The organism is Delftia tsuruhatensis NBRC 16741, assembly GCF_001571325.1.
Classification (GTDB): domain Bacteria; phylum Pseudomonadota; class Gammaproteobacteria; order Burkholderiales; family Burkholderiaceae_C; genus Comamonas; species Comamonas tsuruhatensis.
Genome location: NZ_BCTO01000031.1, coordinates 1 through 26,363, shown reverse-complemented (window position 1 = coordinate 26,363; position 26,363 = coordinate 1). Strand labels below are relative to the sequence as shown.

25 protein-coding genes and 1 pseudogene are annotated in these 26,363 nt (G+C 65.2%); 17 read left to right on the top strand and 9 right to left on the bottom strand.

Translation table 11 applies throughout. From position 1 onward, the window contains the following. Positions 1-73 precede the first annotated feature (73 nt). From ftsZ to DTS01S_RS15860, 5 genes are all read left to right on the top strand, one after another. Complete coding sequence (ftsZ, locus tag DTS01S_RS15875) at positions 74-1,312, top strand: cell division protein FtsZ (RefSeq protein WP_016448027.1); 1,239 nt, start codon at positions 74-76, stop codon at positions 1,310-1,312. 93 nt (positions 1,313-1,405) lie between these two features. Beyond that, the gene (lpxC, locus tag DTS01S_RS15870; protein ID WP_016448026.1) at positions 1,406-2,329 is read left to right on the top strand and encodes a UDP-3-O-acyl-N-acetylglucosamine deacetylase; all 924 of its coding nucleotides are present in this window, start codon (positions 1,406-1,408) and stop codon (positions 2,327-2,329) included. A gap of 13 nt (positions 2,330-2,342) precedes the next feature. Then, the gene (locus DTS01S_RS30895; protein ID WP_016448025.1) at positions 2,343-2,519 is read left to right on the top strand and encodes a hypothetical protein; all 177 of its coding nucleotides are present in this window, start codon (positions 2,343-2,345) and stop codon (positions 2,517-2,519) included. A gap of 218 nt (positions 2,520-2,737) precedes the next feature. Next, positions 2,738-4,222, top strand: a complete 1,485-nt coding sequence (locus DTS01S_RS15865) for a coproporphyrinogen-III oxidase family protein (protein ID WP_074931936.1) — start codon at positions 2,738-2,740, stop codon at positions 4,220-4,222. Between the two features lie 6 nt (positions 4,223-4,228). Continuing rightward, the gene (locus DTS01S_RS15860; RefSeq protein ID WP_061288107.1) at positions 4,229-5,140 is read left to right on the top strand and encodes an alpha/beta fold hydrolase; all 912 of its coding nucleotides are present in this window, start codon (positions 4,229-4,231) and stop codon (positions 5,138-5,140) included. On the opposite strand, the gene ruvC is transcribed toward DTS01S_RS15860, so the two are convergent. From ruvC to DTS01S_RS15830, 6 genes are read right to left on the bottom strand one after another with little or no spacing between them, the layout of a single operon-like run. After that, entirely contained in the window at positions 5,134-5,682 is a 549-nt protein-coding gene (gene ruvC / locus DTS01S_RS15855) for a crossover junction endodeoxyribonuclease RuvC (RefSeq protein WP_016448023.1), read from the bottom strand. The genes DTS01S_RS15860 and ruvC overlap by 7 nt on opposite strands. Positions 5,683-5,699: 17 nt before the next feature. Continuing rightward, positions 5,700-6,416, bottom strand: a complete 717-nt coding sequence (mtgA, locus tag DTS01S_RS15850) for a monofunctional biosynthetic peptidoglycan transglycosylase (RefSeq protein ID WP_016448022.1) — start codon at positions 6,414-6,416, stop codon at positions 5,700-5,702. 7 nt (positions 6,417-6,423) lie between these two features. Then, on the bottom strand, positions 6,424-7,284 hold the full coding sequence (gene aroE, locus DTS01S_RS15845; protein ID WP_017404620.1) for a shikimate dehydrogenase: 861 nt from the start codon (positions 7,282-7,284) through the stop codon (positions 6,424-6,426). Positions 7,285-7,325: 41 nt separating this feature from the next. Further along, complete coding sequence (locus DTS01S_RS15840) at positions 7,326-8,189, bottom strand: energy transducer TonB (RefSeq protein WP_016448020.1); 864 nt, start codon at positions 8,187-8,189, stop codon at positions 7,326-7,328. Between the two features lie 48 nt (positions 8,190-8,237). Next, a complete protein-coding gene (locus DTS01S_RS15835) occupies positions 8,238-10,304 on the bottom strand; it encodes a ribonuclease catalytic domain-containing protein (protein ID WP_016453136.1) in 2,067 nt (688 codons plus the stop codon). Positions 10,305-10,359: 55 nt separating this feature from the next. Next, on the bottom strand, positions 10,360-10,944 hold the full coding sequence (locus DTS01S_RS15830; protein ID WP_016448018.1) for a YqiA/YcfP family alpha/beta fold hydrolase: 585 nt from the start codon (positions 10,942-10,944) through the stop codon (positions 10,360-10,362). A gap of 212 nt (positions 10,945-11,156) precedes the next feature. Here DTS01S_RS15830 and rodA point away from each other — a divergent pair, with 212 nt between their 5' ends. The 4 genes from rodA (at position 11,157) to DTS01S_RS15810 (ending at position 16,456) form a co-directional block, all read left to right on the top strand. After that, positions 11,157-12,326 (top strand): rod shape-determining protein RodA, encoded by a 1,170-nt coding sequence (gene rodA / locus DTS01S_RS15825; RefSeq protein WP_016448017.1) that lies wholly within the window; start codon positions 11,157-11,159, stop codon positions 12,324-12,326. 352 nt (positions 12,327-12,678) lie between these two features. Beyond that, positions 12,679-14,139 carry a metalloprotease TldD gene (gene tldD / locus DTS01S_RS15820; RefSeq protein WP_017404622.1) on the top strand — a complete coding sequence of 487 codons (1,461 nt, stop codon included), beginning with the start codon at positions 12,679-12,681 and terminating at the stop codon, positions 14,137-14,139. Between the two features lie 97 nt (positions 14,140-14,236). Beyond that, positions 14,237-14,857 (top strand): hypothetical protein, encoded by a 621-nt coding sequence (locus DTS01S_RS15815; protein WP_016448015.1) that lies wholly within the window; start codon positions 14,237-14,239, stop codon positions 14,855-14,857. 441 nt (positions 14,858-15,298) lie between these two features. Beyond that, positions 15,299-16,456, top strand: coding sequence for a 3-deoxy-7-phosphoheptulonate synthase (locus DTS01S_RS15810; protein WP_016453139.1), 1,158 nt, complete (start codon positions 15,299-15,301; stop codon positions 16,454-16,456). Positions 16,457-16,513: 57 nt separating this feature from the next. On the opposite strand, the gene DTS01S_RS15805 is transcribed toward DTS01S_RS15810, so the two are convergent. Then, a complete protein-coding gene (locus DTS01S_RS15805; protein ID WP_016453140.1) occupies positions 16,514-16,882 on the bottom strand; it encodes a YqcC family protein in 369 nt (122 codons plus the stop codon). Positions 16,883-17,129: 247 nt separating this feature from the next. Between DTS01S_RS15805 and DTS01S_RS15800 the strand changes: the two genes are divergently transcribed. Next, entirely contained in the window at positions 17,130-17,447 is a 318-nt protein-coding gene (locus DTS01S_RS15800) for a hypothetical protein (RefSeq protein ID WP_016448012.1), read from the top strand. An 83-nt stretch (positions 17,448-17,530) separates the two neighbouring features. Here DTS01S_RS15800 and mpl read toward each other — a convergent pair whose 3' ends face one another. Continuing rightward, on the bottom strand, positions 17,531-18,970 hold the full coding sequence (mpl, locus tag DTS01S_RS15795; protein WP_061288105.1) for a UDP-N-acetylmuramate:L-alanyl-gamma-D-glutamyl-meso-diaminopimelate ligase: 1,440 nt from the start codon (positions 18,968-18,970) through the stop codon (positions 17,531-17,533). A gap of 244 nt (positions 18,971-19,214) precedes the next feature. On the opposite strand from mpl, the gene DTS01S_RS15790 reads away from it, so the two are divergent. From DTS01S_RS15790 to DTS01S_RS15760, 7 genes are all read left to right on the top strand, one after another. After that, the gene (locus tag DTS01S_RS15790; protein WP_016448010.1) at positions 19,215-19,823 is read left to right on the top strand and encodes a hypothetical protein; all 609 of its coding nucleotides are present in this window, start codon (positions 19,215-19,217) and stop codon (positions 19,821-19,823) included. A gap of 46 nt (positions 19,824-19,869) precedes the next feature. Next, on the top strand, positions 19,870-20,370 hold the full coding sequence (locus DTS01S_RS15785) for a TlpA family protein disulfide reductase (RefSeq protein ID WP_016448009.1): 501 nt from the start codon (positions 19,870-19,872) through the stop codon (positions 20,368-20,370). A gap of 145 nt (positions 20,371-20,515) precedes the next feature. Continuing rightward, complete coding sequence (gene accB / locus DTS01S_RS15780; RefSeq protein WP_016448008.1) at positions 20,516-20,980, top strand: acetyl-CoA carboxylase biotin carboxyl carrier protein; 465 nt, start codon at positions 20,516-20,518, stop codon at positions 20,978-20,980. A gap of 132 nt (positions 20,981-21,112) precedes the next feature. Further along, positions 21,113-22,477, top strand: a complete 1,365-nt coding sequence (accC, locus tag DTS01S_RS15775; protein WP_016448007.1) for an acetyl-CoA carboxylase biotin carboxylase subunit — start codon at positions 21,113-21,115, stop codon at positions 22,475-22,477. An 85-nt stretch (positions 22,478-22,562) separates the two neighbouring features. Then, positions 22,563-23,453, top strand: coding sequence for a 50S ribosomal protein L11 methyltransferase (gene prmA / locus DTS01S_RS15770; RefSeq protein WP_061288103.1), 891 nt, complete (start codon positions 22,563-22,565; stop codon positions 23,451-23,453). 75 nt (positions 23,454-23,528) lie between these two features. Then, complete coding sequence (locus tag DTS01S_RS15765; protein ID WP_061288101.1) at positions 23,529-24,887, top strand: zinc-ribbon and DUF3426 domain-containing protein; 1,359 nt, start codon at positions 23,529-23,531, stop codon at positions 24,885-24,887. A 34-nt stretch (positions 24,888-24,921) separates the two neighbouring features. Further along, positions 24,922-25,824, top strand: a complete 903-nt coding sequence (locus tag DTS01S_RS15760; RefSeq protein ID WP_061288099.1) for a carbohydrate kinase family protein — start codon at positions 24,922-24,924, stop codon at positions 25,822-25,824. A 97-nt stretch (positions 25,825-25,921) separates the two neighbouring features. Here DTS01S_RS15760 and DTS01S_RS15755 read toward each other — a convergent pair. Beyond that, positions 25,922-26,363: pseudogene (locus DTS01S_RS15755) on the bottom strand (hypothetical protein); the annotation flags it as partial.

Genomic DNA, 26,363 nt, shown 5'->3' with positions numbered 1-26,363 from the left:
CGAATACCGGACAGAAGACAGAATTTTCCCCAGACGGTGGTGACCACTTACAGAGAGCTACAGGAGAACCAACATGCCCATCGACATGATTGAAGTTGAAGAATTCAACCAGGGTACGCAGATCAAGGTGATCGGCGTTGGCGGCGGCGGCGGCAATGCCGTCGAGCACATGATTGCGCGCAACGTGCAGGGCGTGGAGTTCGTCTGCGCCAACACCGACGCGCAGGCGCTGCTGCGCAGCAGCGCCCACCGCACCATCCAGCTCGGTGGCAGCGGCCTGGGTGCGGGCAGCAAGCCCGACAAGGGCCGCGAAGCCGCCGAGCTGGCCGAGGACGACATCCGCACTGCCATCGAAGGCGCGCACATGCTGTTCATCACAGCCGGCATGGGCGGCGGCACGGGCACGGGCGCTGCGCCCGTGATCGCGCGCGTGGCCAAGGAAATGGGCATCCTCACCGTGGGCGTGGTCACCAAGCCCTTCGAGTGGGAAGGCGGCCGACGCATGGCCAACGCCGACAGCGGCCTGAGCGAACTCGAAGCCAACGTCGATTCGCTGATCGTCGTGCTCAACGAGAAGCTGCTGGACGTGCTGGGCGACGACATCTCGCAGGACGAGGCCTTTGCCCATGCCAACGACGTTCTCAAGAACGCCGTGGGCGGCATTGCCGAAATCATCAACGAGTACGGCCATGTGAACGTCGACTTCGAAGACGTGCGCACCGTCATGGGCGAACCCGGCAAGGCCATGATGGGCACGGCCAAGGCCGCCGGCCCCGACCGCGCGCGCATCGCTGCCGAGCAGGCCGTGGCCTGCCCGCTGCTGGAGGGCATCGACCTGTCGGGCGCCAAGGGCGTGCTGGTGCTGGTCACGGCCGCCAAGGGCAGCCTCAAGCTGTCCGAGTCGCGCCTGGCCATGAGCACCATCAATGCCTACGCCTCGCCCGATGCGCATGTGATCTACGGCGCTGCCTACGACGACAGCCTGGGTGACGAAATCCGCGTCACCGTGGTGGCCACCGGCCTGTCGCGCCCCAGCGCACGCCGCCAGAACATGCAGGTGGTGCAGGGCGGCCTGCGCACCGGTACCGACAACATGAGCTACCAGCTGCCTTCGGCCTCCATGGGTGCCGCAACGGCAGCCGGCGGCCTGGTCGGCGGTGCCGCTGGCGGCGCCGACTATGCCAACAACATGTCGGTGCCCAGCGTCTGGCGTACCAACCGCACGCAGGCCGCTGCCCGCGTCGATGCCCTGGCCTCCGGCGGCATGGACGATCTGGAAATCCCGGCCTTCCTGCGCAAGCAGGCTGACTGAGCAGCGGCCGATACGGTCGCTGCATGGTTGTGATAGCGAATGCCGTGCCAGGGCCATGCCCTGCGCACGGCTGCCGCACTTTAAAATAGCCGGATGCTCCAACAACGCACCATCAAGACGATCACCCGTGCCGTGGGCGTGGGTCTGCACAGCGGCCAGCGCGTCGAATTGACGCTGCGTCCCGCGCAGCCCGACACCGGCATCGTGTTCCGTCGCGTGGACCTGCCGGAGCCCGTGGACATCCCGATCTCGGCCGAAGCCGTCACCGACACGCGCATGGCCTCGACCATCGGCACGGGCGGCGCCAAGGTGCATACCGTGGAGCACCTGATGTCGGCCATCGCCGGCCTCGGGCTCGACAACATCTACATAGACATCACCGCCGAGGAAGTGCCCATCCTCGACGGCTCCTCCGCCTCCTTCGTATTCCTGCTGCAAAGCGCGGGCATCGAGCTGCAGAAGGCGCCCAAGCGCTTCATCCGCGTCATCCGCCCCGTCGAGGTGCGCGAGGGCGAGGGCCAGAACCTCAAGTGGGCACGCTTCGACCCGTACCACGGCTTCAAGCTGCGCTTCGAGATCGACTTCGCCCATCCTGCCGTGGACTCCACCGGCCAGTGCGTGGAGTTCGACATGGGCGAGGACAACTACACGCGCGACATCGCGCGCGCGCGCACCTTCGGCTTCACCAAGGACGTGGAAATGCTGCGCAGCCACGGCCTGGCGCTGGGCGGCGGCATGGACAACGCCATCGTCATGGACGACTACAAGGTGCTCAACAGCGACGGCCTGCGCTACGACGACGAGTTCGCCAAGCACAAGATCCTGGACGCCATCGGCGACCTGTACCTGATCGGCAGGCCCCTGCTGGCCGCCTACAGCGCCTTCCGCTCGGGCCACGGCATGAACAACCAGCTGCTGCGTGCCCTGCTGGCCCAGCCCGACGCCTGGGAAATGGTCAGCTTCGACAGCGAGCGCCAGGCGCCCAAGGGCTTCGCCCAGCCCGCGCGGGCCTGGTGAGGCGGGCGCCGCCATGCTGATCTTCCGCTGGCTGGCCACCGTGCTGCTGCTGGCGTCAGCCGTGTCCTTTGCGTTCTACCTGGGCACGGGCCAGCCCCGCTACAAGCGCTGGGGCTTCATCATCCTCAAGTGGACCGTGATTGCCGGCGTGACCTTCTTCGCCGTGCTGTTCTTTGGACGCATCGTCTGAAACCTTGAGCGGATTCCAGGCTTCAGCTACTCGGCAGGGCTTGGTGAAAACACCCAGGCCGTAGTACGCGTGGGGCTCAATAGGAAATATCTGATCTTTTTCTTCATATTTTCAGAGCTGTCCTATTTGTCGATTCTCATGAATCTTTTAGCTTTTCGGTACCTGGCGGGCTCTTGTGGCAAGTGCCTGCCGGGGCAAAAAATGCTAAAGGAGACTTCATGCATATCAGCTGTATTACCCGAGAGCAGGCCCATCGTTTCATTAATGAAGAAATGAGACGTCCTCAGAGCAACAAGGTGTTGCATGCCCACCCGAGTCCGTTGTATTGGAGAGGCCCGAATGGGGAAGAAAATGATCGTTGGGAGGCGCGCAGAGAATCAAGCAATACCCGTTCAATGAATGCCAATTTCTATATAGGCATACCTTATTGCCTCCCTACTACACCAAATCATTGTGGTTTCTGTCTATTCCCCACGCAGGACTATGGCGGGAATGGCGCCATGTTGAAATATCTCGATTATCTGGAGAAAGAGGCGCAGATGATGGCGTGTCATCTTCGCCATGATAGGCTTTCATCTGTTTATGTGGGGGGAGGCACTCCAAATCTGTTGCGCGCAGAGGACTATATTCGGCTAATGAATATCACTAGGCGTATTTTTGGTGAACCGTCGGAAGGTGTGGAGCGAACGCTTGAAGGTATTCCCCAACTTTTCAACCATGACAAGGTTCAAGCCATAAAAGAGGCGGGTTTCAACAGAGTCAGCATGGGGGTGCAGCAGATGAGCGACAGGCTCATTCGATACAGTGGTCGAAGGCAGACCCATGAGCAGGTGATCAGCGCCCTGGAAGAGTTCAATGCTGCACGCCTTTCCGTCAACGTAGATCTCATTTATGGCTGGCCTGAGCAAACCTTGCATGACATGTTGCGCGATCTTCGTGAAGTCTGCGATCTCGGTGTGCGCCATATCACGCTATATCAACTCAATATCGCTGGTCGAAGTGATTTCAGCCGGCAGCAGCGAGATCTGTTGCCCTCGTTCGAGAATACGTACGAGATGTATGAAGCTGCTTGCAGCTATCTAGGATCGCGTGGCTTCCGTCAGGCAACGCTTTACGATTGGGAGCGCATCGAAAGTGAGGCGGGGAGATTTTCGTATGAAAATGCCGAGCGCTATCAATATGAGCAGCAGCTTCGCGAATTTCTTCAAAAGGATACCGAGGGTGTGATGGCGGTGACCTGCAACATGGTCGGCATCGGCTATGCGGCCATCAGTGGCTGCATGACTTGGCCAAATGAAGGCGGGCCAAACTGGATACAGATGAACAAGCGCTCAATGCAGGGCTACTTCGAATGCATTGATGCTGGTATTTTGCCAGTAGAAAAATACTTCGAATATACGCCGGAGGATCTTCGGTTGGTCTATATATTTCAACAATTGCAGACTATGAGAATTGATGGGACTACCTATGAGCAAGCATTTGGTACGGAGGTAGTCCAAGACTATGCACCCATATGGGATGAACTGGATGCACGGCAATGGATAGAGAAATCTGGGTCTACCATTCGCATGGTGGGTCTAGGGCGGTTCTTGATTCCGATGATTCAATCATTGTTCTCGCATGCCCGCTTGCAGGAGATGCGTATGGGCCGCGATGCAATTCAGGCTGAAGGCAAGCGCTTCATCCAGATTTCAAAAGGTTGACGGCGCATGCAGAAAATCCATGCACCGACCAGGGATGGCCATGTCATCGTGCTGACGCGCATCGGCCCTTCGGAGGGGCCAGTGGTGGCCGTGACGCATGGCACGTTTTCTAACGTCACGTCATGCAAGAGACTAGGTAGATTCCTCGCTTTACAAGGTTATGGCGTTTGGCTGTTTGATTGGCGCGGGCATGGGCTGAATCCGCCAACCACCCACGACTACGACTTAGAAACGGTGGCCGAAGAGGACATTGAAAGCGCTCTCGGAGAGATACATCGTCAAGAGGGGGGGCGGCGCTTGACGCTCATAGGGCATAGCGGTGGAGGTATTGCCGCTGCCATCTGGGCTGCGCGTCGGCCCGATCGGGCGCATGCGTATCTGGCTGGCCTAGTGCTACTTGCCGCCCAGGTGACCCATGCTGCGGCAACTTTTGCGTCGTGGGCTGCAATCAAGGGCTACGGGGCCTGGATTGCCCGCAGACAATGGCTTACCGCGAGCGGCATGCTCGGTCCCGAGAGGGAAAGCGCCCGCCTGATGCGCCAGTGGTGCTATTGGAACCTGCAGCGCAAATTCGTCGGTTATGACGGCATGGACTATTTGCGCAGGCTAACCGAGGTTCGTATTCCCGTTCTGGCGCTTGCGGGATCTGCCGACCGTGTGATCGCCCCTTGGCAGGGGTGCGAAGCTTTAGCCAGGGCTTTTGGAGGTAAGGACGTCGAATTCCTGCTGTGCGGCAAGGCCACCTGTTTTCAGGAGGACTACAGTCACAGCCGGCTGTTGATGGCGGGCAACGCGCAGTCCGACGTATATCCACGGATCGCGCAGTGGATGAAGCTGAGGATCGGCGCCGCATCATCCTTAGAGCCTGCTCACGGTCTCGCGGGAGACGGAGCGCAGTGCTCCGAGGCGCCTCAATAGACCCTGCCGCCCTTGTAGACCGCATGCTGGCGGCGCTGCAGCTGCGTGACCTCGGCCATCTTCGTCATGGCGGCGCCTGCATGGGCGTGGGTGATGGCCAGGCCCAGGGCGTCGGCGGCATCGGTGCCGGGCAGGCCGGGCAGTTGCAGCAGGCGGCGCACCATTTCCTGGATCTGGCTCTTGGCCGCGCGGCCATGGCCGGTCATGGCCTTTTTCATCTGCAGTGCCGTGTATTCGGCGACCGGCAGGCCCGCATTGACCAGGGCCGTGAGCGCGGCGCCGCGTGCCTGGCCCAGCAGCAGGGTGGATTGGGGATTGACGTTGACGAAGACGATTTCCACGGCCGAGGTGTCGGGCTGGTAGCGGCTGGCAACTTCCGAGATGCCGTCGAACAGCAGCTTGAGCCGGCCCGGCAGGTCGCCGAGCGCGATGCCCGTGGTGCGGATGGTGCCGCTGGCCACATAGGCCAGGCGGTGGCCGTCGACGTCGATCACGCCGAATCCCGTGGTCTGCAGACCGGGGTCGATTCCAAGGATGCGCATGGAGTGAATGTAGCTGTTCAGGGGACGACGGCGCTGGGCATTCTCTGCATGACCGTGCGCGTGCGCTGCAGCAGATAGCCGGAGTTGGGCAGCTTCTCGAAGCGCTTGGGCTGGGGCAGCATCACGGCCAGGCGCGCGGCCTCGGCGGCGCTGAGCTGGGAGGCGCTCTTGCGAAAGTAGTGGCGAGCGGCCGCCTCGGCGCCGAACACGCCCTGGCCCCATTCCACGCTGTTGAGGTAGATCTCCAGGATGCGCTGCTTGCTCAGCATCAGTTCCAGCAGCTGGGTCAGCACCAGTTCCTGCCCCTTGCGCAGCAGGCTGCGTTCGCCCGACAGCAGCAGGTTCTTGGCCAACTGCTGCGTGATGGTGGAGCCGCCATAGATCTTGGGCGCCTTGCCGTTGTCGGCCTTCATGGCCCGGGCTTCGGCGCGCTGGTTGCGCTGCCAGGCTTTCTCGATGGCTTCCCATTGCACCCCGTGGTGTTCGGTGAAGCTGTCGTCTTCGGAGGCAATGACGGCGCGCTTGAGCGTGGGCGCGATGCGGTCATAGGGCAGCCATTGCTGGCTCCAGTGCAGGCCTTCGGAGCTGCGCAGCATCTGCCAGGCTTCGGAGCGCTGGAAGGCCGTGGACTCGGGATCGACCACCACCATCAGCGCAATGCGCAGCACGAAGAACAGCTGCAGCAGCAGGCCGGCGCACAGCACCAGCAGCAGGGCGCGTGCCAGGGATTTCATGAAGCGCTCAGCCGCCTTGAGCAATATGGGCGCGCAGCTCGTTCAGCACCTGGGCCGAGGGCGGGCGCACGCCGCGCCACAGCGCAAACGATTCGGCCGCCTGCTCCACCAGCATGCCCAGCCCGTCGCGGGCCGTGGCGCCGTGCTGTTCGGCCCACTGCATGAAGCCCTGGGCCGCGGGGCCGTACATCATGTCGTAGGCCAGGCTGCCAGGGCGCAGCACGCGGGCCGGCACGGGTACCTCGGCACCGGCCAGGCTGCTGGCGGTGGCGTTGATGACCACGTCGAAATCCTCATCCACGGCCTGCTGCTCCAGCGCCACCAGTTCCACGCCATGTTGCGCGGCAATGGCGGCATGGCGCTGCACCAGGGCCTGGGCGCGCTCGAAGGTGCGGTTGACCACGGCGATGCGGCGCGGGCGCTCGGCAAGCAGCGAGCCCAGTGCGCCGGCTGCGGCGCCACCCGCGCCCAGCAGCAGCAGGTCGCGCCCGGCCAGCGGCACGCCCGCATTGCGCACGATGTCGGCCACCAGGCCCAGGCCGTCGGTGTTGTCGGCATGGATGCCGTCCGCCGCCAGCACCAGGGTGTTGGCGGCGCCGGCCAGTTGCACGCGCTCGCTGGAGGTGGTGGCCAGCTGTGCGGCTTCCAGCTTGAAGGGCACGGTGACATTGCAGCCGCGTCCGCCTGCCGCGACGAAGCCGCGCACGGCCTCGGCAAAGCCATCCAGCTCCACATGCTGGCGCTCGTAGTGCAGGTCCTGCCCGCACAGTTCGGCAAAGCGGGCATGGATCCAGGGCGAACGGCTGTGCGCGACGGGGTTGCCCATGACGCAGTAGCGGTCGGAGGAGGTGGCGGCAACGGAAGTCATGTCGAAAAAATGGAGTGCGAAGAGGGCGGGGCGCTACTGGGCTACTGGACCGTGGTCTGCAGCGTCTGCTCACGCGTGAACTTGAAGCGCGAGACCACGGCGATCTGGTCGGCCTTGGCGCGCATGGCGGGGCCGAAGTGGCCGAAGGGGCCGGCCGCACGCGCGATGGCTTCGGCGCGGGTGTCCAGCAGGCGGTTGCCCGAGCCCTGCACGATCTCGGTGGACAGCACGCGGCCATCGTGGTTGACGGTGAGGATCATGACCAGCTCGCCATAGAGCTTCTTGCCGGCCTGCTCGGGAAAGTTCTCCGTGCCCTTGTCCTCGACCTTGCGGCGCAGGCCGTCGTAGTAGATGGCGTAGACGGCCTCGCGCGTGGACGGGCTGATATAGCGCTTCTTGGGGCGGGCGTTTTCTTCGTTGATGCGTTTTTCGATCTCGGCCAGCAGCTTGACCAGCTGCTGGCGCTTTTCCTGCTGGGCCTGCTGCTCCTTGGTCTGCTTTGCCGCCTCGCGCGGGTCCAGCGGCGGCAGGGCCGCGACCTGCTTGCGCAACTGCGTCAGCAAGACGGTCTGCTGCTCCTGCATGGAGTCGATCTGGCGCTGGCGTTCCTCGAAGTCGTCGCCCACGGCGGTGAGCGCCGAGTAGGGCATGGGGCTGGAGGCCCGGCCCTTGTCGGCTTCGCCGCCGCCGGCCAGCGAGGTCTGGGCGATGGCCTGCGCCTTGTCGGGCTGCTCGTTGGCGCGGGCATTGACCAGGATGACTTCCAGCGGCGTGTCCTGGAACACGCGGTCGAAGCGTTCCGGATCGATGAACCGGAACGAGAGCAACCCGGCATGCAGGGCAATGGAGACACCCAGTGCCAACTGCAGCGTACTCAGGGAACGGAAGGCGGTAGGCAGTTTCACGTCAGATCTAAGGCAGTGGCTTGGATGCGAGGCAGGGGCGCGGGCAGATCAGGGCTGGGCAGGATCGGCCGCGGGCGTGCCGTCGGTCTCGTTCATGTCCACGGCGATGGCGATGGGGCCGGCCACGGCCTCCTCGTCGTCCTCCGCTCCATCGTCGGCAGCGGCGGCGTCGCTGTCCAGGCGCTCGATCAGCGTGCCCGAGACATCGAGCGCGATCTCGTCGATCTCGCCCAGGCGCACGCGCACATGGGCACCGCGCGGCAGGCCGGTGACGCCCAGCACGGGGAAGACCAGCGGCAGGTCGTCGGCGCGCACCAGCAGGCCGCCGCCCATGCCTTCCTTGATGACGGTGGCCGTCAGCTCGGTGATGGCGTTCTGCTGCAGGTACTTGAGCGTCCAGAAGCGCTCCATGCCTGCCTGGTAGCCGTTGTAGGCGCTGTAGGCGCCGTCAAAGCTGCTGATGATGCCGAACAGCTCGGCATCCTTGGGCTTGAACGGCGCGGCCAGTGCGGCGGTCTTGCCGTGGCGCGCGCAGGCAATGATCTGCCACTGGTTGACCAGGTCCACATAGCGGCGCAGCGGCGAGGTGGCCCAGGCATAGCTCTTGACGCCGATGCCCGCATGGGGAAGCGCCTTGGTGGACATGCGCACCTTGATGCCGGGGGCCAGGCTGGCCTGGCTGCGGTAGATGCCGGGCACGCCCAGATCGGCCATCCAGCCGCCCCAGGTGCTGTTGGCCACGATGGCGGCCTCGGCCACGATCAGGTCCAGCGGTGCGCCGCGCTTGCGCACGGTGATCTCGACCTGCTCGTTGCCGCGGGGCTCGGCGCTGCCGTTGCCCACCAGGCGGAAGTTGTAGTCGGGACGGTTGAAGTTCTCGGGCTTGCCCCGCACCAGTTCGCGCCCAGCCTTCAGGTGCCTGGCCCAGCGCTGCAGGAACGTCAGTTCGGCGCGCTTGCCCTGCAGCACTTCGGGCGTGCCCTCGACCTCGATGGACGGGTCGGCCAGCCACTGCTCGGTGACGATGTGGTCCAGCTTGTCATGGCGGAAGTTGACCTGCACGGGCACGCGTTCCAGGCGCGTCTCGCTGGCCGTGGTTTCCAGCGTGGTCTCGTCCACGGTGACGTACAGCGACACGGCGGGGTTGGCGCGGCCTTCGTCCAGCGTGTAGATCTGCACCACCTCGTTGGGCAGCATGGTGATCTTGTAGCCGGGCATGTAGACAGTGGACAGGCGCGAGCGGCCGAGCTGGTCCAGCGGCGTGCCCGGCACGATGGCCAGGCCGGGGGCCGCGATGTGGATGCCCACGGTGACCGTGCCCGTGCCCAGGCCGCGCACCGACAGCGCGTCGTCGATCTCGGTGGTGGCCGAGTCGTCGATGGAAAACGCCTGGACATCGGCCAGCGGCAGCTCTGCCGGCGGCTGGGGCGCCTCCAGCGGCGGAAATTGCGTGCCCTTGGGGAAGTGGTCGAAGAGGAAGCGCTTCCAGTGGAATTCGTAGGCCGATTCAATGGCGCCGGCCCTGTGCAGCAGATCCAGCGGTGCCAGGCGCGTGGCGCGGCTGGCCTCGACCACGGCCTTGTATTCGGCGGCGTTCTTGTCGGGGCGGAACAGGATCTTGTAGAGCTGTTCGCGTATGGGGCCGGGGCATTCGCCGGCGCCCAGCTGCTCGGCCCAGGCCGTGATCTGGGCCTGGATCTGCTTTTTCTTCTCTATGCCGGCCAGCGCCTGCTGCAGGATTTCGGCCGGCGCCTTCTTGAAGCGGCCCTTGCCGGCGCGGCGAAAGTAGTGCGGCGCCTCGTAGATGCGAAACAGCGCGCCGGCCTGCTGGGCCAGCGTGGCATTGTCCGAGAAATAGTCGCGTGCCAGGTCGGCGAAGCCGAATTCCTCCTCGGGGGCGAATTCCCAGGCCAGGTCCAGATCGATCTCGGCGGCCATTGCCTGGCCCTGGGCGATCAGTTCGGCAGGCGCCGGCTTGTCGAACTTGAGCAGGATGTTGGCGGACTTGACCTTGACCCGTTTGCCCGAGTCCAGTTCCACCTGGGCGGAGGTGTCGGCTTCGGAGAGGATGCGGCCGGCCAGGAACTTGCCGGCTTCTTCAAACAATGCGTGCATAGCCCGATATTCTCCCACGCTGCGGCTGGCAGCTGCCGCGCAGGCGTGTGCGGCATCAGGCCAGATTCAGGAACTCGTCGAGCTGGGGCAGGTACTCCTCGAAGTTGCTCAGCGCGTGATCGCCGCCTTCCTGGATGATCTGCAGCGCATGCGGGTAGCGCGCGCTCATCTCGCGCCAGTCCAGAACTTCGTCGCCCTCGGCCGCCAGCAGCATCTCGGGCGCGGCCGGTGTCATGGAGCGCGTGTCCAGCGCGCGCAGCTCTTCCATGTACTCGCGGCGAAAGAAAAAGCGTTCCTCGGGGTTGTGCCAGGACGTCTGCTCGCCAATGTACTTTTCAAGATCGCGCGCCGGGTTCACGGCCGGGTTGATCATCACGCTGCGGCAGCGCGCCAGCTGGGCCACCCAGCTGGCGTAGTAGCCGCCCAGCGAGGAGCCGATAACGGCCATGGTCTCTCGCGGCCAGCTGCCTATGCCGTCGGCAATCAAGGCGGCCGCCTCGCGCGGGGATGGCGGCAATTGCGGGCTCCACCAGCGCACATGGGGATGGCGCGTGGCCACATGTTCGGCCATGCGCCGGGCCTTGGTGGATTGGGGTGAGGAGCGAAAGCCGTGCAGATACAGCAAATGGGTGGTGGTCATGGCGGGCGCTCTCCTTTGCGTTGCTGGGGCCGGGCGCCGGATGCGGCCCGGACGGCTCATGGCCCATTGTGGCCGCTGCGGCGGGTGGCGCCCAGCAGGGAAGGCCCGGGCCGACAGCTGGATGACAACCGCCTCCGTGGGCAACCCTGCGCCGGGCTAGGCCGCATGCGCCACGGGATAATGGCGGCCCGTGCCCGCGACCGACCATCCCCGTGACCGAATTCGACAAGCCCTCCCTCTGGCAACGTGTTGCCCCGCTGCTGCGGGGCTTTGACTTCTGGTTGCTGCTGTTCGTGGGCATGCTGGCGTCGGCGGGGCTGATCGCCATGTACTCCTCGGGCTTCGACCACGGCACGCGCTTCACCGACCACGGGCGCAACATGCTGATCGCGGCGGCCATCCTCTTTGTCGTGGCCCAGATTCCCCCGCAGCAGCTCATGAAGGTGGCCGTGCCGCTGTACATGCTGGGCGTGGCGCTGCTGGTGGCGGTGGCGCTGTTCGGCATCACCAAGAAGGGGGCTCAGCGCTGGGTCAACGTGGGTGTGGTGATCCAGCCCAGCGAGCTTCTGAAGATCGCCACGCCGCTGATGCTGGCCTGGTGGTTCCAGCGCCGCGAGGGCCAGCTGCGCGGCACGGACTTCGTGATCGCCATGGTGCTGCTCATGGTGCCTGTCGGGCTGATCATGAAGCAGCCCGACCTGGGGACCTCGCTGCTGGTGATGGCGGCCGGCCTGTCGGTGATCTTCTTCGCGGGCCTGCCCTGGAAACTCATCGTTCCGCCCGTGCTGGCCGGTGTGATCGGCATCACCCTCATCGTCTGGTACGAACCCCAGCTGTGCGCCGACGGCGTGCGCTGGCCCGTGCTGCATGAATACCAGCAGACCCGTGTCTGCACCCTGCTGGACCCCACGCGCGACCCCCTGGGCAAGGGGTTCCACATCATCCAGGGCATGATCGCCATCGGCTCCGGTGGCGTCTGGGGCAAGGGATTCATGGCAGGCACGCAAACCCACCTGGAGTTCATTCCCGAGCGCACGACCGACTTCATCTTCGCCGCCTATTCCGAGGAGTTCGGCCTGGTCGGCAACCTGTTCATCATCGTCTCCTTCCTGCTGCTGGTCTGGCGCGGGCTGGCCATCGCCATCCAGGCCAACACGCTGTTCGCGCGGCTCATGGCGGCGGCCGTGGCCATGATCTTCTTCACCTATGCCTTCGTGAACATGGGCATGGTCAGCGGCATCCTGCCCGTGGTCGGCGTGCCGCTTCCCTTCATCAGCTACGGCGGCACGGCCATGGTCACGCTGGGGCTGGCGCTGGGGGTGCTGATGTCGGTGGCGCGTTCGCAGCGGCAACTGCCGGGCGAGGGCGGCGGCCCGCTCTGAACACCAGTTTGCGGCGCCCAAGGCGCCTGCAAATGTCAAATAGTCTGGATGCCTGCTACCGGAAAGCTCCGTTTCTTCCTATGATTTGGCGAGCAAGCCAAGCCTGCATGAGACTGGCATGCTCCTGTTTCCATAACGTCTGCGGGATGACCGTGCACTTGCCACAGACGCCGAGGCGCGCTACAAAGCAAGCGCGGACATGGGCCAGCATGTTCGCCATCCACGCGGATGCATGCCTACGGAATGCCGCTCAGCCTGGTGGGGCGGCATTCCGTTCTTTTTTGCAGGCCCATGAACCGTTGGCTGCCCCCGTTGCACGGCGAGGGCATGGCCGGCTCTCTACAATGGGCGAATGATCTCCCGCGAACCCACCATTGAACGCCTGGCCACAGCGCGCCAGTTGCTGCTTGAGCCCTTCGGGCTCGATGAAACCCATCTCGCGCGCGCACTGGCCGAGATCCGCAGCCACCAGGTCGACGACGCCGACCTCTACTTCCAGTACACCCGCGCCGAAGGCTGGAGCCTGGAAGAGGGCATCGTCAAGACCGGCAGCTTCAGCATCGACCAGGGTGTGGGCGTGCGGGCGGTCAGCGGCGAGAAGACGGCCTTTGCCTATTCCGACGATATTTCCGAAGCCTCCCTGCTGGATGCGGCACGCACCGTGCGCTCCATCTCGGGCGCGGCCCAGAGCAAGCGCGTGCGCGCCAACGCGTCCAAGATCGCGCAAAGCCGCTCGCTGTATCCGGGGCTGGATCCCATTGCCACGCTGGACAGCACGGCCAAGGTCGAGCTGCTGGGCAAGGTCGAAACCCTGGCCCGCGCCAAGGACCCGCGTGTCGTCCAGGTCATGGCCGGCCTGGCCAGCGAGTACGACGTGGTGCTGGTCGCCCGCGCCGATGGCACGTTGGCTGCCGATGTGCGGCCGCTGGTGCGTCTTTCCGTCACCGTGATCGCCGAGCAAAAGGGCCGGCGCGAAGTGGGTTCGGCCGGCGGTGGTGGCCGTTTTGGCCTGGCCTATTTCAGCGATGAGCAGATCACGCAATATGTGGACGAAGCCGTGAGCGCGGCCCTCACCAACCTGCAGTCGCGCCCCGCGCCGGCAGGCGAAATGACCGTGGTGCTTGGCCCCGGCTGGCCCGGCGTGCTGCTGCACGAAGCCGTGGGCCACGGCCTGGAAGGCGACTTCAACCGCAAGGGCGCCAGCGCCTTCAGCGGCCGCATCGGCCAGCGCGTGGCGGCCAAGGGCGTCACCGTGCTGGACGACGGCACGCTGGCCGATCGCCGCGGTTCGCTCAACGTCGATGACGAGGGCTGCACCAGCCAGAGCAATGTGCTGATCGAGGACGGCATCCTCAAGGGCTACATCCAGGACGCAATGAACGCCCGCCTGATGGGCGTCAAGCCCACGGGCAACGGCCGCCGCGAAAGCTATGCCCACATCCCCATGCCGCGCATGACCAACACCTACATGCTAGGTGGCGACAAGGATCCGCAGGAAATCGTGGCCTCGATCAAGAAGGGCCTGTACGCCACCAACTTCGGCGGCGGTCAGGTCGACATCACCAGCGGCAAGTTCGTGTTCTCTGCCAGCGAGGCCTATTGGGTCGAGAACGGCAAGATCCAGTACCCCGTCAAGGGCGCGACCATCGTGGGCAGCGGCCCGGAATCGCTCAAGCACATCACCATGATCGGCAACGACATGCGCCTGGACAGCGGTGTGGGCACCTGCGGCAAGGAAGGCCAGAGCGTGCCCGTGGGCGTGGGTCAGCCTACGCTGCGCATCGACGGCCTGACGGTGGGCGGCACGGCCTGACCGTCGCATGCCCGCGCCCTGCATGGCAGGGGGCGGGTCCTCTGTCCTGCCTGACGCGGCCCGCCGCGCTCCGTGGGCGCCGCCCGGCGCCGATTCCATGACCCAGCTTTCCTTTCCTTCCCGGCCAGGCCTGCAGACTTCTGCCCATCCCCTGCGCAGCCTGCCGGAACACTGGCGCACCTGGGCCGGCGAGTCGCGGCTGAACCGCGTCTGGCTGAACGAGTTGATCGTGGGCGACCTGCAGCCCATGCACCAGCAACTGGCCTTGCTGGCCGTTGCGTTGGACGAGGCCGTGCGCGTGCGCTATGCGGGCAGTGCACGCCCTGCCGTGGAAGAGGCCATACAGCAACTCGACCTGGCCGTGCTGGACCACCAGCACTTCCTCACCACGCTGGGGGCGGTATGGCACGCCCTCTACGAATTTCCCGCCTACCAGCGCCTGCTCAAGGGATTCAGGGAGGTCGTGCACGCCTGGCAGCAGTCCGTGCTGGTGGGCGATGCCCAGGAGCCCGAGCATTTCCGCCGCTGCGAGCGTCTGGGCTGGCGCCTGCTGGGAGATGCATGCCTGTTGATAGACATGTTTGCGGAATCCGCCGCTGTGGCCGGCGGGTTCGATGCCGCCGCAATGCAGCCTTGGTACCGGACGCGTCGCTGGCGTCCCTGGAGCGCCCTGCGCCGAGCACTGCGCAGGCTGCGCGACTCCTTGCTGCGGCGTTGAGGCGGGCCTGCCGCGATGCGCGGAAGCGTCATTTTCTGGGGTTTGCACGTTTTCAAAGGTGAATGCAAGAAAACTGCATGCCATCGTGTTTTTATCCGTGATGACGAAATATTTTTGCGTTGAACGGTTAAAAAAGCAGTTTAAGTGCGTGGATGATTTTGAGGTTTCTCTCTGTGGCACTGTGAAGTGCGCCCCCCGTGCTGCCATGGCCATGTTGCACTGCGAAAAATGACTGTGCTACATTCAGTTCCCATGCAAGCCCGTACCTCCTTCTACTTTTACTTTTGGTTCTCCTCCCCGGCGGAAGAGAGGTAAGCGCGCGCACCCGAACAAACCTCCCTCAGAACCGCCGAAGCTGCAGAGCCCGGCGGTTTTTTGTTTTTCCCCTCCCGATTCTTCGCTCCGTTTTCCACGATCCATCTTTCCTCACGAAAGCAAGCAATGACTGCTCATCAAGCTTCCCTCGCCGATTCCTGGTATCGCGGCGGTTCCCAAAAGACTGGCCAAACCGACGACGCACGTATCAAGGACATCACCGTGTTGCCCCCTCCCGAGCACCTCATTCGCTTCTTCCCCATCCGCGGTACGGCCGTCGAAACCCTGATCGGCGATACCCGCCGCACCATCCACAACATCATGGCTGGCGAGGATGACCGCCTGCTGGTCATCGTCGGCCCCTGCTCCATCCACGATCCGGCGGCCGCCATCGAGTACGCGCGCCGCCTGGCGCCCATACGCGAGCAGTACAAGGACACGCTGGAGATCGTGATGCGCGTGTACTTCGAAAAGCCGCGCACCACCGTGGGCTGGAAGGGGCTGATCAACGATCCCTACCTGGACCAGAGCTACCGCATCGACGAGGGCCTGCGCATTGCGCGGCAACTGCTGATCGACATCAACCGCCTGGGCGTGCCGGCCGCCAGCGAGTTCCTGGACGTGATCTCTCCCCAGTACATCGCCGATCTGATCAGCTGGGGCGCCATCGGTGCGCGCACCACGGAAAGCCAGGTCCACCGTGAACTGGCCTCGGGCATCTCGGCGCCCATCGGCTTCAAGAACGGCACGGACGGCAACATCCGCATCGCCACCGACGCCATCCAGTCGGCCAGCCGTGGCCACCACTTCCTGTCGGTGCACAAGAATGGCCAGGTTGCCATCGTGAACACGGCGGGCAACCAGGATTGCCACGTCATCCTGCGCGGCGGCAAGACTCCCAACTACGACGCCGCCAACGTGGCCGCTGCCTGCGAGGACCTCGAAAAGGCGGGCCTGACGCCCACGCTGATGGTCGACTGCAGTCACGCCAACAGCTCCAAGCAGCATGAGCGCCAGAAGGACGTGGCCCGCGACATCGCCGGACAGATCAGCGGCGGCTCGCGCAGCGTGTTCGGCGTGATGATCGAAGGCCATCTCGTGGGCGGCGCCCAGAAGTTCACGCCCGGCAAGGACGAAGTGGCTGCCCTGACCTACGGCCAGAGCATTACCGACGCCTGCCTGGGCTGGGATGATTCCCTGGCCACGCTGGCCGAGCTGTCCGACGCCGTGCTGCAGCGCCGCGTCAAGCAGACCGAGGCGGCAGCAGCCTTGGTGGCTGCCTGAGGCGCAAAAGAAAACGGGGCGTCTGCGCCCCGTTTTTCGTGCCTGGCCGCTCCGTGGTCAGTGGGACGATGTGGCGTCCGGCGGAGTCAGACCGCACTGGTTCAGCGTGTCGTCTATGCCCTGCAGCAGGGCCAGCAACTGGCGCTTGTCGAATTCCACGGGCTGGCTCCACTCATGTTCGGCCAGCGGATGAACGTGGCTTTGGCAGGGCAGCTGGCCGCCGGCCTCGATCACGGCACGCAGCCGGGGCAGGAAAACCCACTGCAGCCATTGCTGCAGCTTGAGCGTGTCGTACATGAAGGGCATGGTCGACGCCATGGCCTCGGGGCTTGGCGCCACGGCCGACCAGAGGCTCTGGCCGCGCAGCTCATCTTCGAGCTGCTGCAGCTGGTCAAGCAGTTTCTGGTGTGTGGTGTCGGTCGTCATGCGATGCGGTTGATGAAGATTCGGGGTCCAATCTGCAGGCGATTGTACGTTTGCACCTTGAAGCGGGCGCCGTGCCGCCATGAAACACCTGCTGCTGGCAGTGCCAGCCCCAGGCTGCGGCGCTTGCGCCATGTCAGCTTGCCCGGGGTGTGGAAAAGGCGCTTGCGGTTAAGCTCGCGGTATGAGTAACGACCCTGTCCGCGCGAGCAGGCACGGGGTTGTATCCAGTAATGACGAGAGGAGTTCCATGCGCAGCGAAGTGATTGTGGTGTTGGATGCCGGAAAAGAGTACCGCACGGACACCAACGGGCTCACCCCCATGAGTTCCGATGAAGGACGGCATTGGCTGGACCAGCAGTTCATCTCCATGGACTGCGAACCCCTGCGTGCCAGCGGCAAGGTACTGCTGGCCGACAAGCTGGTGGTGGTGGCGCGCGCGGCGCGTTCGCGTGCCGGGCTGTTCGACGACGAGCAGTGGCGCAACAGCTATGCCGTTGCAGCCCAGGCCGTGCTGTCCAAGCCGCTGATCCGTGTCGACGTGCCCGCCATGTCCATCAGCTACTGACGGCTGACAGGCGAAGGCACATGAAAGAAGCCCGGGCATGTCCCGGGCTTCTTTCATTGGGGCGGGGCTTGCTTGCGCTTTGTTCAGCCTGCGGCCTGCAGGGCGGCCAGCAGCTTGGGGTGTATGCCGCCGAAGCCGCCGTTGCTCATGCACACCACATGGTCGCCCGGCCGGGCGGCTGCGAGGATCTGTCCGATCAGCGTGTCCATGTCGCCTGCCACCTGCGCCTTGCGGCCAGGGCCCACGCCCAGGGGATGCAGCGCCTCGGCGGCGTCCCAGTCCAGGCCGGCCGTGTGGCAGAACACCAGATCGGCGCTTTCCAGGGACCAGGGCAGTTGCGACTTCATGGTGCCCAGCTTCATGGTGTTGCTGCGCGGCTCGAACACCGCAAGGATGCGTGCCTGGCTGCCGAGTTTGCGGCGCAGGCCGTCCAGCGTGGTGCGTATGGCCGTGGGGTGGTGGGCGAAGTCGTCGTAGACGGATACGCCGCCCGCCATGCCGCGCAGCTCCATGCGTCGCTTGACGTTCTGAAAGCGCGCCAGCGCCTCGCAGGCCTGTGCCGGCGTCACGCCCACGTGCTCGGCTGCCGCAATGGCGGCCAGCGCGTTGAGCTGGTTGTGTTCCCCGGTCAGCGCCCATTCCAGGCGGGCCACCTTGCGGCCACGGTGCAGCACGTCGAAGGCGCTCGGATCGCCCTCTGCGCTGAAGTCGCTGACCACCGCCCCGAAGCTGGAAACCTCGCTCCAGCAGCCCTGGTGCAGCACGCGGGTGATGCTTTCCTCGATGCCGTTGACAACAAGCCGGCCCGAAGCGGGGACGGTGCGCACCAGATGGTGGAACTGGCGTTCGATGGCACCGAGATCCTCGAAGATGTCGGCGTGATCGAACTCCAGGTTGTTGAGCACGGCCGTGCGCGGGCGGTAGTGCACGAACTTGCTGCGCTTGTCGAAGAAGGCCGTGTCGTATTCATCGGCCTCGATGACGAAGACGGGCTCCGCGCCGGCCGGGCCCTCGCCTGGCGTCGGGCGCCTGGATGCACCCAGGCGGGCCGAGACGCCGAAGTCCAGCGGCACGCCGCCGACCAGAAAGCCCGGGGCCAGGCCTGCGCATTCGAGAATCCAGGCCAGCATCGACGTCGTGGTCGTCTTGCCATGCGTGCCGGCCACGGCCAGCACATGGCGCGGGCAGGATGGATGGTGCAGCACATGTTCGCAAAGCCATTGCGGCCCGCTGGTGTAGGGAGCGCCGCTTTCGAGGATTGCCTCCATCAGCGGGAACTTGGGGCTGCCGTCGGGCAGGCGCGCGCGGCTGACCACGTTGCCTACGACATACATGTCGGGTTGCAGGGTCATCTGGTCGGCGCCGTAGCCCTCGATCAGCTCGATGCCCAGTGCACGCAGCTGATCGCTCATCGGCGGGTAGACGCCGGCGTCGCAGCCTGTGACGCGGTGCCCAGCCTCGCGCGCCAGCGCGGCCAGTCCGCCCATGAAGGTGCCGCAGATGCCCAGAATATGTATGTGCATGGCCGGGCATTCTACGGTTGCCGCCATGTCTGGGATGGCTGGCCTGCAAAAACAGGAGCTTGCGGCCCAGCAGGCACCGGGTCCCGGAAACACAAGGTTGCGAAATCGCCGGTGCAAGGCGCTGGCGGGAACATGCAAAGCCCGTCAGCGGCCGGCGTTGCTGCGGCTTGGGTCACAATGGCCCGGGGCCATCCGCAGGGAAGGCCTCTTATATATATGTAGGGATACAGCGGATCGTAAAGCCATGGACCAAGCCACTGCCGAAATTGCCCAGACTGCGGCCCGCCTCGTGGTCGAGGAAGGTCTGGAATGGGGGCCTGCCAAGCACCGCGCTGTGCGCCAGCTGGGACTGCCCTCGCGCACTGCGCTGCCGGGCAATGACCTGGTGGAAGAAGCTGTGCGCGAATACATCGCCCTGTTCTGCGCCGACACCCAGCCCCAGGAACTGCAGGCCCTGCGCGAGCTGGCTCTGCAATGGATGGATCGCCTGGCCGAGTTCCGTCCCCACCTGGCCGGCGCCGTCTGGCGCGGCACGGCCACGCGCCTGTCCGATATTTATCTGCAACTGTTCTGCGACGACCCCAAATCGGCAGAGATCGCACTGATCAACCAGCATGTGAACTACGAACCCAGCACCGTGACGGGATTCACCGGCCAGAGCGTGGAGGCGCTGAGCATCCATGCCTTCTGCCGCCCGCTGAACGAGGATGTGGGTGTGCACCTGCTGGTCCATGATCTTGACGATCTGCGCGGCGCGCTCAAGCCCGATGGACAGGGGCGCAGCCCGCGTGGCAGCGCAGAGGCATTGCGCAAGCTGTTGAACCAGGACGAAGGGGAGGCCGACCGTGGCTGATTCCGTGGATGCAGGTCAAAACACATCTTCCCGCCGCCGCTGGCTGATGGGCGGCGTTGCCGCCGCTGCGGGACTGGGTGGCGCCGGATTGGCCTGGTGGCGATTTCAGCCCCATGCCATGGAGTCCAGCGCCGAAGAGCAGCTGTGGCAGCAGCGTTTCATCACGCCGGATGGCTCGGCCATGACGCTGTCGCGCTGGCGTGGCAAGCCGGTGCTGGTCAATTTCTGGGCCACCTGGTGCCCGCCGTGCGTGCGCGAACTGCCCATGCTGGATGCCTTCTCGGCACGCCAAGACCAGCATGGCATTCAGGTCATTGGCCTGGCCGTGGACAAGCCCGAGGCAGTGCAGCGCTTTCTGGGCCGCACACCCCTGCGTTTCCCCGTGGCGCTGGCGGTGGAAGGCGGTCTGGGCCTGACCCGCTCGCTCGGCAATCTGCAGGGCGGACTGCCCTTCACCGTGCTGCTCGGCGAGGATGGCCTGGTGCGGCAACGTAAAATAGGTGAGCTTACTACCGAAGATCTGGCTTCCTGGAGCGCAAAAGGCTGATTTCCGCAGCGACCGAGCCTGTGCAGGCTCAGGAAATCCCCCGAATTCCATGGCGACGTTGATGAAAAATATGCCTCAAAGCACGCAGAAGGGCGAAATTGGAGTAAATTCGCGCCCTATTTAGTTGTTAGCCGCTGGAGCTCCCATGGATTTGCGAAAACTCAAGACCCTCATTGATCTGGTGTCCGAATCGAACGTGTCGGAACTGGAGATCACCGAAGCAGAGGGCAAGGTCCGGATCGTCAAGAGCGAAGGCGCCGTGGTGCAGCACTACGTGGCTGCGCCCATGCAGGCTCCGATGGCTGCGCCCGTGGCAGCACCTGTGGCCGCTCCTGCAGCAGCGCCCGTGGCAGCCCCTGCCGAGGCAGCCGTCGCGGGACACGTGGTGAAGTCGCCCATGGTCGGCACCTTCTACCGCGCATCCAGCCCTGGCGGCAAGCCTTTCGTGGAAGTGGGCAACCAGGTCAAGGAAGGCGAGACCATCTGCATCATCGAAGCGATGAAGATTCTCAACGAGATCGAGGCCGACAAGAGCGGCACCATTACCCGCATCCTGGGTGAAAACGGCCAGGCCGTCGAGTACGGCCAGCCCCTGTTCGTGATCGAGTAACCTGCAGGCGAGCGATGCCGCAAGCGGCACGACGCCCTGGCGCGAACGCATGCCGCGGCGCGACAGAGCAATTGGCTCAACTGACGGCTTCGGCCTGCGTACCGCCGCAGGCACCAAGCCGCGAGGACCTTCATGTTTAAGAAAATTTTGGTTGCCAACCGGGGCGAGATCGCCCTGCGCATCCAGCGCGCCTGCCGTGAACTGGGCATCAAGGCGGTGATGGTGTATTCCGAGGCCGACCGTGACGCAAAGTACGTCAAGCTGGCCGACGAGGCCGTGTGCATCGGCCCCGCTCCTTCGCCGCTGAGCTACCTCAACATGCCGGCCATCATCTCGGCCGCCGAGGTGACCGACGCCGAGGCGATCCACCCTGGCTACGGCTTTCTCAGCGAGAACGCCGACTTTGCCGAGCGCGTGGAAAAGAGCGGCTTCACCTTCATCGGCCCCACGCCCGACAACATCCGCACCATGGGTGACAAGGTCTCGGCCAAGCAGGCCATGATCAAGGCGGGCGTGCCCTGCGTGCCGGGCTCGGACGGCGAACTGCCCGACGATCCGGTGCAGATCCGCCGCATCGCCAAGGCCGTGGGCTATCCGGTGATCATCAAGGCCGCAGGCGGCGGCGGTGGCCGTGGCATGCGCGTGGTGCATACCGAGGCGGCGCTGATCAATGCCGTGCAGATGACCAAGGCCGAGGCCGGTGCGGCCTTCGGCAATCCGGCCGTCTACATGGAGAAGTTCCTGCAGAACCCGCGCCATGTGGAAATCCAGATCCTGGCCGACAACCATCGCAATGCCGTCTACCTGGGCGAGCGCGACTGCTCCATGCAGCGCCGCCACCAGAAGGTCATCGAGGAAGCGCCGGCTCCCGGCATTCCCCGTCGCCTGGTCGAGAAGATCGGCGAGCGCTGCGCTGCAGCCTGCAAGAAGCTGGGCTACCGTGGCGCAGGCACCTTCGAGTTCCTCTACGAAAACGGCGAGTTCTACTTCATCGAGATGAACACGCGCGTGCAGGTGGAGCATCCGGTGACGGAACTGATCACGGGCGTGGACATCGTTCGTACCCAGATCATGGTGGCCGCAGGCGAGAAGCTGCCTTTCACGCAGCGCCAGATCAATGCCCAGCTCAAGGGCCATGCGATCGAATGCCGCGTGAATGCCGAGGACCCCTACAACTTCATGCCTTCGCCAGGCCGCATCACCATGTGGCATGCGCCCGGTGGCCCGGGCGTGCGCGTGGACTCGCACGTCTACAACAACTACTTCGTGCCGCCGAACTACGACTCCATGATCGGCAAGATCATCGTTCACGGCGACACGCGCGAGCAGGCGCTGGCACGCATGCGCACTGCGCTGCTGGAGACCGTGGTCGAAGGCATCAAGACCAACATCCCGCTGCACCAGGACCTGATGGTGGACGCCAAGTTCATGGAAGGCGGCACCAACATCCACTATCTGGAAGAGTGGCTGGCGCACCGCAACGCCAACAAGCGTTGAGCGGGTCACCCGATCGACCATGCATGCTGGCCCCCGGCGACGGCGGCCGGCATTTTTCATTGATTGCTTAGAAAAGGATGGGCCCATGTTCGAGTTGAGCCTGCTGTGCCCGGAAGACCGGGTCGAAACCATCAGCGATGCACTGGATGCGCTGGACGCCCTGAGCGTATCGGTCGAGGACGCCGACGCGCAGACCGAGGCCGAGCAGGCCCTGTTCGGCGAGCCCGGCATGCCGCCACCCAAGGACGGCTGGCAGCGCAGCCGCCTGGTGGCGCTGTTCCCCACGCAGCAAGCGGCCGAAGAGGCACGTGATCTGCTGCTGCCCCAGGACTTCTTCGAGGGCTGCAGCATCATCGCCGTCAAGCAGGTGCCCGAGCAGGACTGGGTGCGCCTGACGCAGTCGCAGTTCGCCCCCGTGGACATCACCCCCGAATTCTGGATTGTTCCCACCTGGCACGAACTGCCGCCGCAGGCGCGCGTGAGCATCCGCCTGGACCCGGGCCTGGCCTTCGGCACGGGTACGCACCCGACCACGCGCATGTGCCTGCGCTGGATCGCACGCCAGCCCGAGGGCAGCCTGGGGCGCACGCTGGACTACGGCTGCGGCTCCGGCATCCTGGCCATCGGTGCGGCCAAGTTCGGTGCCACCGACATCGACGCGGTGGACATCGACCCGGCTGCCGTGGAGTCCACGCGCTACAACGCCGATGCCAACGCCGTGCAGTTGAAGGCCGGCCTGCCCGATGCCGTGACGGGTGAATACAGCACCGTGCTGGCCAACATCCTGGCCACGCCGCTCAAGGTGCTGGCGCCGCTGCTGTGCGCCCGCGTGGCGGAGGGTGGAAACCTGGTGCTGGCCGGCATCCTGGAGCGCCAGGCCGACGAACTCAAGCAGGCCTACGCGCCGTACCTGGCACTCGAAGTCGCCGACAGCGAAGATGGCTGGATCCTGATGACCGCGCGCCGCGCGGCCTGATTTGCGCCACGAGTCCCTGCGCGGCTGCCGCCTTCATGGCGCGTGCCGCGAGCAGCTGCCTACAATCGATCGCTGATGAGCCAAGTCACCCGCTGTCCTGCCTGTGGAACCCGCTTCAAAGTGGTGGCCGACCAGCTGCGAATTTCGCAGGGGTGGGTGCGCTGCGGCGTCTGCCATGAAGTGTTCGATGCCTCCGAGGATCTGCAGCCCCTGCCGGCCACGCCTGCGCATGCCGCCGGCAATCCCGTGGCGGGCGGGGCATCGCTCGATGGGCCGGAATTCGAGGACGATGACATCCGCGAATTCCGGGAGTCCATGTGGCTGCCGACGGCGCCCGTGGGGCTGCCGGGGCGGGGTGCTCCGGCACCGGCTGCAGCCACGGCAACTGGTGCAAGCACGGCGCCTGCTGCCAGGGTCGAGCCTTCGCCTGCCGTGCCGCCTGCCGAAGCTGCGGCTCCGCAGGCGCCCGCGTCCACGTCCACGTCCACGTCCACGTCCACGGCACCGCCTGCGCAGACCCCTTCGGCTTCTGCCGCCGACGATCCGGGCCGCGAGCTGCCTGGCGCGTCGCTGGTGGACGAGATCCTGGCGGCGTCCGTGGCTGCACCAGCGGCGCAGCCCCAGCCTGACGCGCGGCATGGGCCGGCGGTGGCGTCCCCGCCCGGCCTGGAGCCCGAACCCGAGCCTGAACCCCAGCCCGAGCCTGAACACAAGCCTGTTTCCGCGCCATCGCCGCACAAGGTGGATGGTGCCGTGCCGTCCCAGAAAGCCGATGCGTCTTCGCTGTCCGTCCCGACGGGCCTGGTCCGTGAATCGGAGCGGCAGGCGCAGGTATCCGTGCCTTCGCCGGAGTTCTCCCGCTGGCCCGACAGCGACGGCGAGGGTGGCAGCGACGACCAGCCTGCGCTGCCCGAAGCCGAGCCCGGCTTTGTGCGTCAGGCGCGGCGCAAGGCCTTCTGGCGCCGGCCTGCCGTACGCGTGGCCCTTGTGCTGGGCTGCCTGCTGGGCGCGGGCGCTTTGGCAGGCCAGGTGATGTGGGGCCAGCGCGATGCGCTGGCCGTGCAGCATCCTTCGCTGGCGCCCACGCTGCAGACCCTGTGCGCCATGGCGGGCTGCGAGCTGCAGCCGCGCCGACAGATCGGCGATGTGGTGATCGGCAGTTCGGGTTTTCGGCAGCTGCCGCGCAACGGCCAGTACCAATGGAGCCTGAGCCTGGAGAACCGTTCCGGCTTCGCCGTGGCCATGCCCGCTGTCGAACTCACGCTCACCGATGCGCAGGACAAGCTGCTGCTGCGGCGCGTGATCCGGCTCGACCAGTTCGGTGCCCCCGCGCAGATCGAGGGCCATGGCGAATGGAGCGTGACCGCCCCGGTCGAAGTGCAGGGCCTGGAGTCCGCCGTTGCCGGTTACCGCGCCCTGGTTTTTTATCCCTGATTCCCCTGACTCTTCAAGAAAGCCGAGACACACCATGGCCGCTCTCATCTGCGGATCGCTTGCGTTCGACAACATCATGACCTTCGACGGAAGGTTTGCCGACCAGATCCTGCCTGACCAGTTGCACATCCTCAATGTGTCCTTCCTGGTGCCCACGCTGCGCCGCGATTTCGGCGGGTGCGCGGGCAACATCGCCTATGCGCTGAGGCTGCTGGGGGGCGATGCCTGGCCCATGGCCATGGTGGGCAGTGACGGTGCCGAATATGTGCAGCGCCTGCAGGAGCTGGGCGTGCACACGGCGCACATCGGCCAGTTGCAGGACACGCACACGGCCCAGTGCATGATCATGACCGACCGCGACAACAACCAGATCACGGCCTTCCACCCGGGCGCCATGATGCAGGCCCACGGCAACCGCATCACGCCCGAACTCAGGGAGCAGGTGCGCGTGGGCATCATCGCTCCCGATGGCCGCGAGGCCATGATCGAGCATGCCCAGCAGTTCAAGGCTGCAGGCATTCCCTTCGTCTTCGATCCGGGCCAGGGCCTGCCCATGTTCGACGGGCAGGATCTGCGCCGCTTCATCGAGCAGGCCGACTGGGTGGCCGTGAACGACTATGAAGCCCGCATGCTCAGCGAGCGCACGGGCTGGAGCCTGGAGCAGATTTCAGGGCAGGTGCAGGGCCTGGTGGTGACGCTGGGCGCGCAAGGCTGCGAGGTCTGGGTGCAAGGCACCAGGACCCCGGTGGCGCCTGTGCAGCCCGCTGCCGTGGTCGACCCCACGGGCTGTGGCGACGCGTGGCGTGGCGCCCTGCTGTTCGGCCTGGAGCGTGGCTGGGATCTGGTGCGTTGTGCAGAACTGGGCAACCGCCTGGGTGCGCTCAAGATTGCCAGCCGCGGCCCGCAGAACTACGTGCTGGACTTCGCCAAGCCCTGATGCGGTGATCGCCGGGTGGCGGTACAGCCGCCATCGTCGCAATGAAAAAAGCCCGACTCGAAAGAGCCGGGCTTTTTGCTTTGAGACCGGAGAAGTCTCAGGGCTTGCTGCCTGTGGGGAAGGGCCATGCGGCTTGGGGTGCGAGGCGGGTTTGCGCGATGGGCGCGGGTGCGGCAGCGGGAGCTGCAGGCGCGGCAGCGGCGGGAGCTGCTGCGGCCTTCTTGGGAGCAGCGGCCTTCTTCGGCGCTGCAGCCTTCTTGGCGGGAGCGGCAGGAGCTGCTGCAGCCTTGGCGGGTGCTGCTGCGGGCTTGGCAGCCGGTGCAGCGGCGGGCTTCTTGGCCGCAGGAGCTGCAGCCTTCTTGGCGGGAGCTGCGGCCTTCTTGGCGGCAGGAGCAGCAGCCTTCTTGGCAGGCGCGGCAGCCTTCTTGGCAGCAGGAGCAGCAGCCTTCTTGGCGGGCGCTGCGGCCTTCTTGGCAGCAGGTGCAGCAGCCTTCTTGGCAGGAGCTGCGGCCTTCTTTGCAGCAGGCGCAGCAGCCTTC